13 protein-coding genes and 1 rRNA gene are annotated in these 13,557 nt (G+C 45.0%); 11 read left to right on the top strand and 3 right to left on the bottom strand.

From position 1 onward, the window contains the following. Nucleotides 1-77: 77 nt before the first annotated feature. Both WA407_RS03210 and WA407_RS03205 read right to left on the bottom strand, forming a co-directional pair. Entirely contained in the window at nt 78-1,268 is a 1,191-nt protein-coding gene (locus tag WA407_RS03210) for an acyltransferase (RefSeq protein ID WP_336076988.1), read from the bottom strand. 318 nt (nt 1,269-1,586) lie between these two features. Then, the gene (locus tag WA407_RS03205) at nt 1,587-2,012 is read right to left on the bottom strand and encodes a CHRD domain-containing protein (protein WP_013310154.1); all 426 of its coding nucleotides are present in this window, start codon (nt 2,010-2,012) and stop codon (nt 1,587-1,589) included. A 168-nt stretch (nt 2,013-2,180) separates the two neighbouring features. Between WA407_RS03205 and WA407_RS03200 the strand changes: the two genes are divergently transcribed. The 3 genes from WA407_RS03200 to WA407_RS03190 all read left to right on the top strand — a co-directional run bounded on the left by WA407_RS03200 (nt 2,181) and on the right by WA407_RS03190 (nt 4,430). Next, the gene (locus tag WA407_RS03200) at nt 2,181-2,603 is read left to right on the top strand and encodes a hypothetical protein (protein ID WP_069291839.1); all 423 of its coding nucleotides are present in this window, start codon (nt 2,181-2,183) and stop codon (nt 2,601-2,603) included. A 227-nt stretch (nt 2,604-2,830) separates the two neighbouring features. Beyond that, on the top strand, nt 2,831-3,991 hold the full coding sequence (locus WA407_RS03195) for a rhamnogalacturonan acetylesterase (RefSeq protein ID WP_336076773.1): 1,161 nt from the start codon (nt 2,831-2,833) through the stop codon (nt 3,989-3,991). A gap of 115 nt (nt 3,992-4,106) precedes the next feature. Continuing rightward, nucleotides 4,107-4,430, top strand: a complete 324-nt coding sequence (locus WA407_RS03190) for an MGMT family protein (protein WP_023988438.1) — start codon at nt 4,107-4,109, stop codon at nt 4,428-4,430. A gap of 155 nt (nt 4,431-4,585) precedes the next feature. On the opposite strand, the gene WA407_RS03185 is transcribed toward WA407_RS03190, so the two are convergent. Further along, the gene (locus WA407_RS03185; protein ID WP_013370989.1) at nt 4,586-4,774 is read right to left on the bottom strand and encodes a hypothetical protein; all 189 of its coding nucleotides are present in this window, start codon (nt 4,772-4,774) and stop codon (nt 4,586-4,588) included. Nucleotides 4,775-5,092: 318 nt separating this feature from the next. Here WA407_RS03185 and WA407_RS03180 point away from each other — a divergent pair, with 318 nt between their 5' ends. The 8 genes from WA407_RS03180 to WA407_RS03145 all read left to right on the top strand — a co-directional run. Further along, nucleotides 5,093-6,256, top strand: coding sequence for a TolC family protein (locus WA407_RS03180; RefSeq protein ID WP_235308269.1), 1,164 nt, complete (start codon nt 5,093-5,095; stop codon nt 6,254-6,256). 13 nt (nt 6,257-6,269) lie between these two features. Further along, entirely contained in the window at nt 6,270-7,730 is a 1,461-nt protein-coding gene (locus tag WA407_RS03175) for an efflux RND transporter periplasmic adaptor subunit (protein WP_069291843.1), read from the top strand. A gap of 6 nt (nt 7,731-7,736) precedes the next feature. Next, nucleotides 7,737-8,456 (top strand): ABC transporter ATP-binding protein, encoded by a 720-nt coding sequence (locus WA407_RS03170; protein ID WP_061832084.1) that lies wholly within the window; start codon nt 7,737-7,739, stop codon nt 8,454-8,456. Then, a complete protein-coding gene (locus tag WA407_RS03165) occupies nt 8,453-9,664 on the top strand; it encodes an ABC transporter permease (RefSeq protein WP_235308270.1) in 1,212 nt (403 codons plus the stop codon). Before WA407_RS03170 ends, WA407_RS03165 begins: the two co-directional genes overlap by 4 nt. A gap of 236 nt (nt 9,665-9,900) precedes the next feature. Then, the gene (locus tag WA407_RS03160) at nt 9,901-10,515 is read left to right on the top strand and encodes a helix-turn-helix transcriptional regulator (RefSeq protein ID WP_223822107.1); all 615 of its coding nucleotides are present in this window, start codon (nt 9,901-9,903) and stop codon (nt 10,513-10,515) included. 13 nt (nt 10,516-10,528) lie between these two features. Beyond that, nucleotides 10,529-11,332 (top strand): pyruvate, water dikinase regulatory protein, encoded by an 804-nt coding sequence (locus tag WA407_RS03155; RefSeq protein WP_061832082.1) that lies wholly within the window; start codon nt 10,529-10,531, stop codon nt 11,330-11,332. A gap of 147 nt (nt 11,333-11,479) precedes the next feature. Further along, on the top strand, nt 11,480-12,457 hold the full coding sequence (gene glpX / locus WA407_RS03150) for a class II fructose-bisphosphatase (RefSeq protein WP_336076771.1): 978 nt from the start codon (nt 11,480-11,482) through the stop codon (nt 12,455-12,457). Between the two features lie 880 nt (nt 12,458-13,337). Further along, nucleotides 13,338-13,557: ribosomal RNA gene (locus WA407_RS03145) — 16S ribosomal RNA — on the top strand; the annotation flags it as partial.

Genomic DNA, 13,557 nt, shown 5'->3' with positions numbered 1-13,557 from the left:
AACAATATGGGCGTATTATATACCTTTTTAAAGATGGAGGCTATGGACACTCATCTCAGTTCGCTTGCTTGGGGTCTTCAGCCTTTGGATAGTGCTGTTTCAGTTGAAGAAATACGGTTTTCTTGCTTGAATTGTCTTTTTTCTATTTCTGGTAGTTGACCGAACAAGATCCAAGCAAATGGCAGGAAACGAGAGATGATCGACACGACGTGCCAAGAGCAAAGAAGTGCAAAGAAAAAACCTCCGGCATACCACACATGAATAAGCTGCGGAGAAGCGATATGTGGTGAAAACTGCCGATACACGAGCAGGAAGAACGGATGAACCAGATACATACCAAAGGACAGTGTGCCTAGACGTTCCAGTTTGCGAGTGACAAAGGAATGTTGTCGTCTAAACATTAAAAAGGAAATCTGTAGTATTACCAGCGTGCTAGACAGGCTGTACATATTATACATAAGTTCAAAAACTAGCGAATTGTACGAGATTCCGTACATTCTATTTTCGTACCACATATAGACATGCATGGTGGCTGAAATCAGCCATAAACCCCAAATTGCGATCCATGTCAGCACGCCGGCAACACTTCGTTCCCCCTTACGCATCAGAAACCACGTTTTCAGCTGTGGGTAATAGTAACCGAGAGCAGCACCCAGCATGTAGCAGGCTATATAAGACAGTGCCCAACTGCCCTTATTTTGAACCTGAAATAGAAATTTATTTCCAATAACAAATGACCACTGTACCAATAGCCCAAGGACAATAGACCATTGTGGAAGTTGCCGACAACGCTGGAACAGCCACAGTACGAATGGAAATGCGAGATAGAATTGCATCATGATAAAAATATAATATAAATGAGTATAAGCTTTGCCTGTGGCCAGTTTCAGAGCAAAGCTCTTCGCAAGTGTGGCTATACTCCATGGTTCGGAGCTGCCAGCTATAAGGGACAGGATGAAATAAAACAGGGAGAACATGACGTAGGGTAAGAGTATGTACAGCAATCTCTGCTTATAAAAGCGGGTCAAGAGCTGTCGTCCCATCGGACGATCCTTGTAGTTGTAGAACAGCACCATGCTGCTAAGCGCGATAAATACGGGGGTTCCATACTTCATCAACACATTGAGGGCATTGTATACAACATATAGGCTGGAATTTGTAAGCTGAACCGTTGCATAAGAAGTGGCATGTACCATCAAGACGGCTAAAATCGCCATGGCTCTGACCAACTGCAATTCGGGAATTTTTTCTTTGGTTTTAGGCTTCATAAGCTTCATTTCCTTTCAGGAGTGAACTGTATCTTGTTGAACTCTTTCTATTAAAAGATAAAGTTCTTAACAACCTGAAAGGGAACGGCTTAAGAAACGCTTATGAACTTCTTAACTTTTGTTAAGAATTGAGGATTTTACAAAAATCCCACAAGCGACTTCCAATGAACAAGATATAGATCGAAATGGTTTGGTTCGTCTATATATTGCACTTTGGAGCGACTGGAATCGAATTTTGCAAAATCCTGAATAAAAAAGAACTTCCATAGCCTCAAAATGAGTGGCATGGAAGTTCTTTTTTATACTCATGTTCATTCGTTATTTGCAACGTTTGATAGGTGCGCGTCTAATCTGTCCACGGATGGCACCGTTCGGATGACGGATCGTGTGGACATTGACGTAGGCATTGCCCTCTCTAATTTGGCACACCAAATCATAAATGGTTCTGCCTCTGAGTGGACCGGTAAGATCACATGCACGAAGCACGCCGCTAACGACGCCTCTTCTAACGGTTATCCCAAACTTCGAAGGACCAAACAGTGTAGCAACAACAGGGCCATTTTCACCTCTTCGTCCCAGATGAATATGCGCTTCGGTTACCCGTGAGATATTGCGTACAGTCAGTTCAAAGCTTAATTGTTGGCTCGTTGGACGGTAATGAAATTCGGCTGTTCCTGTCGCATTTGTTCTGACAGGAGGCACTTCATTAGCCCCCCTTAAGGTGGCTCTAAACTTATTAGACATGACATCCCTCCTTTCCCAGTGTTGGTTTAGTGTATTCACAGGGCCAGAGAAAGGGCTGTATATTAGCCTATTCATCAGAAGTTGTGTGTTTTACAAGTTATTCAGTCCAAGCACAAAACAAACTTTTTCATAGTCTATGAGTATCTGCTAGAGAGAGGAGGGGAAACCATGGGAACATTTATTGATGGAAGAACATCCCAAAATGCTTCGACAGCCAACTCTATTGCCATTCCGATCACTCTTTTAAATACACCTCAATTGTTCGGGCAGATCGGATTAAACACACAGGGAGCTACAGGTACGCCACGGGTTCTGCTTAAAGGAACCATATCGCTTCAACTTCCGCTTGCTTTAGTCGGGATAACGATCACTATTGTAAGAGGTACCCTAGTCACTGACCCTGTTGTTTATTCGGCTACGTCTACTTTCAGTTTGAGTTTATTAGCTCCACAGGTTATTGCGTTCTCAGCCGATGACTTTAACCCGCCGATTACACCACAATTGGTTTATACAGCTTTTGTTTCTGCTAACCTGCTGGGTACAGTACGAGTAGGTCCAGAGAGCTTTGACGGAATTCTGGTTGCAGATTAATGTAGTAATTTGATATGACGAAATATGCTTCAAGCTTCGCAGTTGTAAATGCGAAGCTTTTTTGTGTACAAGTAGAAGTTTCAGCTTAACGAATAAACTACTTTTCTTTTGCATAAGAATTACATAGGCAAAACCCTGCAACAATGGATAGAATTTTATGTATGCGCTTACAAAAAACGAAATATCCTTTGCTTCATACAATTAAAAATTTGGAGGAGGAATGAAGAATGAAGTGGAAAAAAGGATTGACTGGTATGCTTTTAGCAGCTTTTTTATGTGGTGCACCAGGTGTGGGCATAGCTACCCTGGCACATGCATCCGCTGGCGAGTACAATTTTGATTTTGGTGGAGGTACGGTCGAAACGGGTTATACTGGAGTGAGCGCTTCGCTGTCCTATGACTCAGCACGTGGCTATGGCTTTCGTACCCCTGAGAATATGCGTAATGTCAGTGCTTCGGGGACTGGAGTGGCAAGCGATGCGGTACGGTTCCTGGCTACAGGTACGAAAAGCGAGAATACTTTTGACGTTGATCTTCCTCCTGGTTTGTATGAGGTGTCGGTTACTTTAGGAGATACCTCTCGTTCGAGTATTGCGGCTGAAGGGGTATATCAGGTCATTAATATGACAGGGAATGGGGCCAAGGATCGCTTTCAAATTCCAGTGACAGACGGACAGATAAATCTGCTGGTTACTGAAGGCAAAGAGGGCGCGGTCTTCACACTCAGTGCATTGGAAATCAAGCAATTATCTAGCAATCCGGTTACGAATCGAACGATTTATATCGGTGGAGATTCTACGGTTTGTAACTATTATCCGCTAGATAGTAGCGTGCAGGCGGGATGGGGTCAACTGCTGCCAGAGTTTGTGAACACGAATACTTTTCAAATTCGCAATATGGCGTCAGGAGGCCAAATTGCTAGAGGCTTCCACCAGGACGGTCAGTTGGAGGCCATCGTCCAATATATCAAGCCGGGGGATTATTTTATTCTCCAATTGGGCATTAATGACACCAATCCAAAGCATAACGAAAGCGAAGCGGAGTTTAAGGACTGGATGCGGGATATGATCCGGCAGGTTAAGGCCAAGGGGGCGACGGTAATCCTGTCAACTCCGCAAGGACGAGCCACTGACTTTAATGCTAACCATGTACACAACGCAGAAAATAGATGGTATAGAAGCGCTATTTTGGCGCTGGCTCAAGAGGAACAAACACCTTTAGTCGATCTGAATGTTCTTAGCTCAGCTTATTTCACTTCTATTGGTAAAGACGCTACACTGGCCTTGTATATGAATGGCGATACACTCCATCCAAACTATGAAGGTGCAAGGGAACTGGCCAGATTGGTAGCACAGGATTTAAAAAGGCAGGGTCTGAGCGGATTCTAAATTTAAATGATGGGTTTTCCCCTGCTTCTTGCATTCGTAGGAGCAGGGGTTTTTAGCCTCTGTTCAAGGTGCTATAATTATTGAAAAAGCAATAGTAATACGGAGGAATTAGAACATGCAGCCTTTCACTGCCCGTGTGCTTCAAATTATACTGTTGATCCCTGAGGGAAAAGTAATGACTTACGGTCAAATTGCGGCAGAGGCCGGAAGCCCAAGAGGTGCCAGGCAGGTGGTGCGAATTTTGCATACATTGAGCCAAAAACACCGACTTCCTTGGCATAGAGTAGTCAACCGCTTGGGGGAGATTGCTTTGCAGGAGGATGAGTCCGCATCCCTGCAGCGTCTGTATTTGGAGGAGGAAGGCATACGTTTTAATGAAAGCGGGCGTATTCCACTAGATCAATATCTCTATGATCCGCAAGCGGAGATGGAAGAATAGGAACGGAACAAGCTATGCGGTTTTATAATAGATTTGATTATCACAAAAATCCGGGACAAATCAATTATCGATTTGTCCCGGATTTTTTTATCTAGCATACGAAGCAGATAACTAGAGGTAATCTGTTATTTATAGCATAAGATTCACTTGTCATTTTATCCGATAAGATGCTGCTGATCCCGTTGGGCAAGGTGAAAAGAAATGCTGTTCATCAGTGGTATATCGTTATTTTTCCGGGCTTCCCGGATTAGTTGTTTCTTTTTTTGTTCTGATTCACGTAAAAAGCGGGTCATCCACAAATCAGACGGTTCGTTAGTGGTTGTCATGCGAGATTCTTTTATCATCTATTAACCCTCCCAGTGAGCGGCTGTTATTCTTTCTCTAGTATATGTTCCAAACCTTAATAGATGCTGTTGGTTTCCTTAAAATTAGCTGAAAATTAGGTAAAGTTCAGGTAAAAATAGCTTGAATCAATGTCTTATTGGACGAAAAGTAGTATAAAGCGAGTAATCAGGAAGTAAAGGTTACAAAAATGTATTGTTTTGACACCTTGTACCAACATAAACCTGAAAGTACAATTAGAATGCAAAGAGTTCGTGGAAATTTATGTCGAAAAGAATGGAAATGATTCGAAGAACGCACGAAAGGGGAGAGATTCATCTATGAAGCAAAAAGCGGCTGCCGTGCTGCTTGTATTGTCCTTATCATCAGGCTTGGCCTCCACTGTACAGGCTGAGAGTTTATCAGGAAATGTAGCATCAAGTACGTCAGTTAGTCCATCCGCTGGGGCTACATCGAAGACATCATCCGTAACGGGTCAGGCTTTACCTACATTGACACTCAAGCAGGCCGCGGAATGGGCACAGACGAACAGTTACAATACGCGTACCGCCGAACGGGACGTAGAGCGTCGCAGAATGGAACTAAAAAATGCAGAAAAGGATCTGGGGAATGCATTTGTTGATTTTATAGACGGCGAATATGTTGATGATAATACCTCTTGGAGAAGTTATAACTCTTCGACGCTATCTTATCTAGCCAGCAAAAAGCAGGCGCAGTTCGCCAAAGACCAGATTTATTTTAATGTGATGAAAAGCTACCAAAGTGTGTTTGTAGCAGAAAACCAGGTGAAAAATGATCTGGAAGCGCTTGAAATTGCTCAAGCGGAGGAAAAGATTGCACTTGCTAAATTTGCGCGCGGCAAGCTGTCTGAGTATACGAAAAACGAGAGTACACAGGCCAGAAGCCAGGCTCAGCAAACAGTAGAGCAGGGGAAAATTGCGTTGCAAAAATCCAGAGATGCTCTGAACTTCCTTATGGGACAGCCTAATGGAACAGCTTATGAAATGGTGGATCGACCCGTGTACAAGGAACCCAAAAAACTGGATATCGAATTACATATACAACAGCTGACAGACATGAATCCGAATTTATGGAAGCTGGAGGATAGTATCAAAACTTCGGAGCTCAATGTGAGATACTTCGATTTTAACAGCGGCGCAGGTGCTTACGATCTAGCTAAAATGGATGTCGATACAGCCAAAGAGGAGCTCGCCAAAGGTCAAAAGGATTTTGCTGAATCACTCCGCAATTTGTATGCCACGGTTAAGGAAAACCAAAAGAAATACGTACAACTGGAAGAAAGCTTGCGTACGGCAAAAGAGGCCTTGGAGTTATCACGCAAAAAGTGGGCCAGAGGTCTAATTATCGAGACGGAGTTGAAAAATAATCAGCTAAAAGTGAACCAGATTGAACGGCAAATGGAAGAGCTGGCGATCGAGTTGGATCAAAATGAGTATACGTTGAACAAGCCATGGAGCACATAGGGAGGAAACGGCGTTGGCAGAAACGGTTTTAAATGATGCTTTAATCAAGTTGCGGAAAAAACGGAGAAAAAAGTGGATATGGACTGCAATTGTTCTACTGGTTGTAGGTGGAGGCGGAGCGGCAGTATATCTGAATCTGCCCAAGGAGCAGGAGGCACCTTTAGTTCAGGATGAGACGCTTAAAGTAGAGCGCGGCGATGTGAGTGAGAAGCTGGACACGTCCGGCACTGTGCAAGCATCCAAGGAAGTGAAGTTAAACTTCACGAGTGCAGGTGATAACAAGCTGGCAGCGGTAAATGTGAAAGCCGGGGACAAGGTGAAAAAAGGACAGGTGCTGGCTCTTCTGGACAGTTCAGAAATTAAAATGCAAATTCAGACTGCGTCTGATACTTTGGAAATATCCAAAGCCAAGCTGGCTGAATTAGAAAAAGGTCCGAAGGCAGAGGATATTGAAATTCAGAAGACAAATGTACTTCGGGCCAAAATGGCTATCGATACAGCGCAAGAATCATTTGAATTGGAAGAAGCCGAAAGTCAGAAGAAAACTTCCCAAAAGCTGTTGGAACAGGCGCGAAAGGCATATGAAGACCAAAAGTTTTTACATGATGCCGGTGCGGTGTCCAACAGTGAATTGGAGCAGGCAGAGCAAGCACTGGATAAAGCACAGACGGACTATGATGGTCTGGATCTGCAGTTCCGCAAAATCATGTCGCAAAAACGTCGCACCATTTCAGAAGCTGAAATCGGATATCGTACGGCAATGGCAGAGCTTCGCAAAATTCAGGTTCCGGCTGATGCATCCAATATTCAAGCCTCACGGATAGAGGTTCGAAGACAGGCGACGGAACTGGAGCAGAAGAAAAATGAATTGAACAAGCTTCAGGTCACAGCACCTTGGGACGGAGTGATCTTGAAGGTGAACGGGGATGTGGGGACTAGTCCGACCGCTCCATTCATTGTCATGAATAACTCGGATTCCAATGATCTTAAGGTAGTTGTAAAGGTAAGTCAGACCGACATTGTCAAAGTAAAGAAGGGTCTTTCAGCCGTGTTGACTACCAATGCCTATCCGGGTGAATCTTTTCCAGGGAAGGTGCAATTCGTCTCACCGGAAGCCTCTACGGATGAAGGGATGACGACGTATCTGATGGAACTGTCTGTCCATGACCCGAAAGGCAAGCTCAAAACGGGCATGATTATGAATGTGGCCGTTATTTTGGGAGTACACAAAAATGTACTGTTCGTACCTGCGACTGCGCTGAGATCCGAAGGGGGACAGGATGGCGTGTATGTTGCCGCCAATAATGCTGCGAATCCAGGGGCGCGCACATTCAAGCCCGTAGAACTTGGATTTTACACGCCAGATCGAGTCGAGCTCAAGTCAGGTGTAAAGGAGGGTGACACGCTTATTGTGCCTGCTCCTGAACCTCCGCCGGATCCTTCCGCTATGGGCGGCATGCAGGGAGGCTTTTAAACGGGTATGAGATACGTCATTCAGATTGAGGATTTGAAAAAAGTGTACCAGGTCGGAGATCAGGAAATTCATGCCCTGCGTGAGGTACAACTTGATATTGCTGACGGTGATTTTGTTGCGATCATGGGACCGTCTGGATCAGGCAAGTCCACGATGATGAATGTCATCGGCTGTCTGGATTTACCTACATCGGGACAATTTTATTTGGATGGCTATTCGATATTAGATGCCCGCGAGGATGAACTGGCTATTATACGTAATCAGAAAATCGGATTTGTATTTCAAAAATTTCATTTGCTCCCGCGAGCAACGGCTTTGGAGAATGTGGAACTGCCTATGATCTATGCGGGTATTTCTGCCAAGGAGCGTCGTTTACGGGCAATGGAAGCCCTCACTAGCGTAGGTCTAGGCGATCGGATGAACAATAGGCCGAACGAATTGTCAGGCGGTCAGCAGCAGCGGGTATCCATTGCGCGTGCACTTGTGAACAATCCGGTTATTCTCTTGGCGGATGAACCGACAGGCGCATTGGACTCCAAAACAAGTGTTGAAATCATGGGGATTTTTCAGCGTCTGAATGATCAGGGGAAAACGGTTGTATTGGTTACTCATGATCAGGAGGTTGCGGAATACGCCAAGCGTCTGATTCATTTTCGAGATGGGCGGATTGAAGAGGATCAGCCTGTTGGGAAACGAAGAATGGCGGCAGAGGAAGTGAAGGCATGAAGTTTAAGGAAATTATCCGTGTGTCGCTCAACAGTTTGCGAACCAATATGCTGCGATCTTTGCTGACCATGGTGGGTATTATTATCGGAGTGGCCGCTGTGATTATGATTGTAGCCATCGGTAAAGGATCAACGGCTACGATTACATCTCAGATCAACAGTATGGGAAATAATCTGCTGATGATTTATCCTTATGCTCCATATGATGGATCAAGTTCCATGTCGTTTAATCAGACAAAAGGAATATCTCTGGAAGATATCGAGGCGCTAGAGCAGCAAAAAGCAGTAGCCGAGGTGGCGCCAAGTGCGATGACCAATGCAGATATTACATGGAGTCGCAATAAGGTCAGCGGGCAAATTGAGGGGACTTCGCTGGCATTTGTTCATGTGAGAAAGCTGTCGCTAGCTCAAGGTAGGTCCTTTACCCACTATGAAGTGGATAAACGAATGAATGTGGCTGTGCTTGGGAGTGATGCGGCCCGTAATATTTTTGGTCCGGATGCTTCCAGAGCGGTCGGTGAGACGATCATGATCAAACAGCTTCCTTTTAAGGTGGTTGGTGTGCTGGCAAATTCCAATTCCAATATGAGTAACAGTGGTCAGCAGGTATATGTACCGATTACAACGGGGATGGAACGGCTAGGCAATATGAGTATTCAGCAGGTGAACGCCTCCGCAACAACAGAGGAGAAGATTAGTCAGGCAAGTGCTGAAATTCGGCAGGTGCTACGTGTCAGACATGAGCTAAAGCCATCAGAGGGTGATGATTTTCAGATTATGACCCAGACGGAAATCTTAAAAACAGTGTCCGGGGTTGATCGGATTATGAATATGTTGCTGGCCGGTGTAGCTGCAATTGCGCTTGGCGTTGGTGGTGTCGGCATTATGAATATTATGCTGGTGTCCGTTACGGAACGCACAAGGGAGATCGGGATTCGCAAAGCGATTGGTGCGCAGCGCAGTGATATTATGTTGCAGTTTGTGGCTGAGGCTGTTTTTCTCAGTCTGATGGGTGGACTGGTCGGCGTAATGGTGGGTCTCGGAGGTGCAAAGCTGCTCGAGAAATTCGTCCAAATGCCGATTGTGTATTCGATAGAGCCCGTGCTGTACTCTTTTCTGAGCTGTATGGCAGTCGGGGTGTTGTTCGGAGTATATCCGGCGCGGAAGGCGTCGAAGCTACGTCCGATTGATGCTTTAAGATACGAATAAGGTAGCGGGTACTTCGCCTTACTCGAAAGAGCAGGGTGTAAGTACCCGTTTTTTGTGTGTAATAAGTGTTTTAAATGATGAAAAGACATGAATAAACACTTTAGTTTTATATATATGATGTTTTATATGATTTTTAAGGTTGATTTATTGTTATATATGACGTATTATATTCAATATCAGATCGAAAGAAAAAAGGAGGGACGTTCATCATCGACCTTACGGCAAGACAAGTAGAAATTTTAAACATCGTACAAAAGCATGCTCCGATTACCGGGGATCAGATTGCGGAAATGCTTAATCTCAGCAAGGCGACCATTCGGACCGACTTATCCAAATTGGGCATTCTGAATTACATAGATGCAAAGCCCAAGGTCGGATATTTTGTTGGAAAACGGGGCACGCCAAATCGGGAGGAAAAATTCCGGCTGTTGCAAATGAAGGTCGGCGATCTTCATGGGGTTCCAGTCATCGTCCGAGAAACAACAACGATCCAGGAAGCTGTCGTAGCTCTCTTTTTGGAAAATGTGAGCAATTTGATCGTCACCGATGAAGACGGAGATTTGGCAGGGGTAGCTTCCCGCAAGGATTTGCTCAAGGTAACGTTAGGCAATCCCAATGCAGCAACCATTCCTGTCAGCCTTGTGATGACCCGACAGGCGAATGTTGTCACCGTTTCCCCAGAGGATACGGTATTAGAGGCAGCGCGCAAAATTATTGCCCGTCAAATCGACAGCCTGCCTGTCGTCGTCCCTTCCGACTCCGACAAGCCAGGGGAGCACTGGAAAGTCGTGGGACGCATTACAAAAACGAATATTATTAAAATGTTGCTCGATATGGTAGCAGAGGATTAATGGGAGGAATCAAATGGTTCAGGCGAGCAGTCATTTTATAGCGATCTGTTCAGACTCGATTGGTGAGACGGCAGAAGCTGTCGTACAGGCGACCATGCGCCAATTTGAGTTACCAGACACAGAGATCAAAAGATTTATGAACGTGAGGGATGAAGACGAGCTGAGCCGGGTGATGGAGGAAGTTGCCGAGCGTAAAGGCTTTGTAGCTTATACGCTGGTACAGCCGGAATTGAGAGAGGCGATGAAAGAGGAGGCTGTCCGGCTGAATGTGCGGGCTGTCGACATTATGGGACCGATGATGCAGGCGTTTGCCGATACGTTCCATGACGATCCCAAAGAGAAGCCTGGTCTGCTGCATCGACTGGACGACAACTATTTTCGCCGTGTAGAGGCCTTGGATTTTGCGGTTCAATACGATGATGGCAAAGATGTGAGCGCCATTCTTAAAGCGGATATTGTATTGCTTGGGGTATCCCGTATTTCCAAAACCCCTTTATCCATGTTTCTCGCGCATAAAGGTTATAAAACGGTCAACATACCGGTTGTACCGGAGCTGACACCCCCTGTTCAGTTGAAGGATGTTCAGCGTAGTCGAGTGTTCGGATTAACGATCGAGCCAGAGTTACTGTTAAAAATACGCAGTGAGCGACTAAAGGTTATGGGGCTTCCTAATAATGTGCAGTATGCTACAGCGACGAGGGTGGAAGAGGAAATAGCGTATGCGCAGTCTTTGTTTAAAGAGCTGAATTGTCCGGTTATTGATGTTACAGATAAGGCGATTGAAGAGACGGCAGGTTTGATTATCAGAATGTTATAGAGCCTAGTAGCTGCTCATATAACTAAAAATTAAAATCGTAGGATACAGGAGTTTAATAGATAAATAGAAAGATTGCGGCAAAGCTACCCTAAATAATTCATTTGCTTAAGGGTAACGATTATTTTTAGGAGAGGTGGAGGGATAGGTATGGAGAGTCAAATGGCATTGGAATTCGTTCGGGTAACAGAGGCAGCGGCACTGCAATCAGCACAATGGACAGGGCGTGGAGATAAGAATAGCGCGGACGAGGCGGCTACGGTAGCCATCCGCACTCATTTTAATGCGGTATCCATGGACGGCACGGTCGTCATTGGTGAAGGCGAAATGGATGAGGCTCCCATGCTGTATATCGGGGAAAGAGTAGGCAATCGTAGAGGACCGGCTATGGACATCGCTGTCGATCCACTAGAGGGAACCGAAACGGTAGCAAATGGTTTGAATAACGCTCTGTCGGTCATTGCTGCTGCACCTCGTGGTAGTCTACTCCACGCTCCGGATATGTACATGCAAAAAATGGCCGTTGGCCCGGCATTGGCTGGAAAGCTATCACTTGAGGACCCCATCCCAACTACATTGTCAAAAGCTGCACGAGTACTCGGTAAATCCTTGTCTGATCTTACCGTGTCCATTCTGGATCGTACACGGCACGCCGGGATCATCAAGCTTCTGCGGGAAAGCGGCGTTCGAATCAAACTGCTTGGCCATGGGGATGTGATGGGCGCGATTGAAACATGCCTGGATAGCGGTGTGGATTTGCATATCGGTTCTGGTGGCGCTCCTGAGGGTGTATTGGCCGCTGCAGCGCTGAAATGCATGGGCGGAGAAATCCAGGGTCGCCTGCTGCCTCATGGTGAAGAAGAGATTGAGCGTTGCAAACGTATGGGCATTACTGACCCCGGTGCGTTGCTTTCCATGGATGATATGGTCGGACGCCAAGGCGTGATGTTTGTGGCTACAGGTGTGACACCTGGAGAGTGGTTGCAGGGGGTTTGTTCTCTTCCCGGTCACAGAGCGGAAACTCATTCAGTTGTAATGCACTCGGAAACAAAAACGATTCGCTTCGTGCGGAGTATTCATCATACAGCTGATTCTTCCGGTACGCTTGCGGTAGCGGCATCCTCTTGAACATTAAAGTCATGGCTTCCTAAATCTGTCCCCACAGTAGGCAAAAGGTTCTTCTTCACCTTGCATCGTCGAGAGGTGAACTCAAAGTAGGAGTTGCGTATGCTGTAAACACAATACGGAGATTAAGTTTATCGTTTAACAAACGAGGAACGATAGTTCAATAAAACAGCGGTATCTAGGACTCGTCTAAAGATACCGCAGTTTTTCATATTTCGGGATCAATCTAACTGTCATAGAGCAGATGAAGTTATCAACTCTTGGAATACGCATCGAGTAACCTCACTTTCATTGAGTGACGTAAGCATTATTTTTGCCATAACTAATTGACAAAGCAAATCCTTATGTAAAATTAGAATAACACAGATTTAAGTTATACTTCCGCCTATTGGCATTATGAATTATTTTGGTGTTTATCTATAGTTGTCTATTAAAAGGAATTAATTGCAAGTAGAATTAATTTGGTATACGTGTTAAATTACTAGTCCAGCCGATAAAACAAGATCAAAAAATTTTAATAAGTTTGAACAAGATGGAAATTTTCACAGGTAGACTTAATTGCTTTAAATTGATATATTGTTAGTCCAGCCCAAAAATGATTATTAAAAATCTGGGTTGGATGAATCGCCTGGAATTATTTACAGGTTGAATGAATCAGATGAAAATGTTATACTATTATTCTGGCTCAAACAAAGCCGCATGAAAATTTGATCTTTGAAAACTGAACAACGAGTGAGTATGGATTTTGTTTACAAAATCCAACGCAGAAATTTTGGTACATGCCATTAGGCTGTATGAAATGGAAGCGAAAATGAGATATTTTTATCTCGTCAGTTTCAACATGAGCTTATCGCTCTTTCTATAAACCAACTTCGGTTGGTCTTTAATGGAGAGTTTGATCCTGGCTCAGGACGAACGCTGGCGGCGTGCCTAATACATGCAAGTCGAGCGGGGTTATGTAGAAGCTTGCTTCTACATAACCTAGCGGCGGACGGGTGAGTAACACGTAGGCAACCTGCCCACAAGACAGGGATAACTACCGGAAACGGTAGCTAATACCCGATACATCCTTTTCCTGCATGGGAGAAGGAGGAAAGACGGAG

This window comes from Paenibacillus sp. 203 (assembly GCF_037027525.1).
GTDB lineage: Bacteria > Bacillota > Bacilli > Paenibacillales > Paenibacillaceae > Paenibacillus > Paenibacillus polymyxa_B.
Note: the sequence above shows the minus strand (reverse complement) of the source record. Positions and strands in the feature narration are given on the sequence as shown.

Coding starts and splice junctions, on each gene's coding strand:
- WA407_RS03210 (WP_336076988.1), bottom strand. CDS start 1,268: ATGAAGCCTAAAACCAAAGAAAAAATTCCCGAATTGCAGTTGGTCAGA.
- WA407_RS03205 (WP_013310154.1), bottom strand. CDS start 2,012: ATGTCTAATAAGTTTAGAGCCACCTTAAGGGGGGCTAATGAAGTGCCT.
- WA407_RS03200 (WP_069291839.1), top strand. CDS start 2,181: ATGGGAACATTTATTGATGGAAGAACATCCCAAAATGCTTCGACAGCC.
- WA407_RS03195 (WP_336076773.1), top strand. CDS start 2,831: ATGAAGTGGAAAAAAGGATTGACTGGTATGCTTTTAGCAGCTTTTTTA.
- WA407_RS03190 (WP_023988438.1), top strand. CDS start 4,107: ATGCAGCCTTTCACTGCCCGTGTGCTTCAAATTATACTGTTGATCCCT.
- WA407_RS03185 (WP_013370989.1), bottom strand. CDS start 4,774: ATGATAAAAGAATCTCGCATGACAACCACTAACGAACCGTCTGATTTG.
- WA407_RS03180 (WP_235308269.1), top strand. CDS start 5,093: ATGAAGCAAAAAGCGGCTGCCGTGCTGCTTGTATTGTCCTTATCATCA.
- WA407_RS03170 (WP_061832084.1), top strand. CDS start 7,737: ATGAGATACGTCATTCAGATTGAGGATTTGAAAAAAGTGTACCAGGTC.
- WA407_RS03165 (WP_235308270.1), top strand. CDS start 8,453: ATGAAGTTTAAGGAAATTATCCGTGTGTCGCTCAACAGTTTGCGAACC.
- WA407_RS03155 (WP_061832082.1), top strand. CDS start 10,529: ATGGTTCAGGCGAGCAGTCATTTTATAGCGATCTGTTCAGACTCGATT.
- glpX (WP_336076771.1), top strand. CDS start 11,480: ATGGAGAGTCAAATGGCATTGGAATTCGTTCGGGTAACAGAGGCAGCG.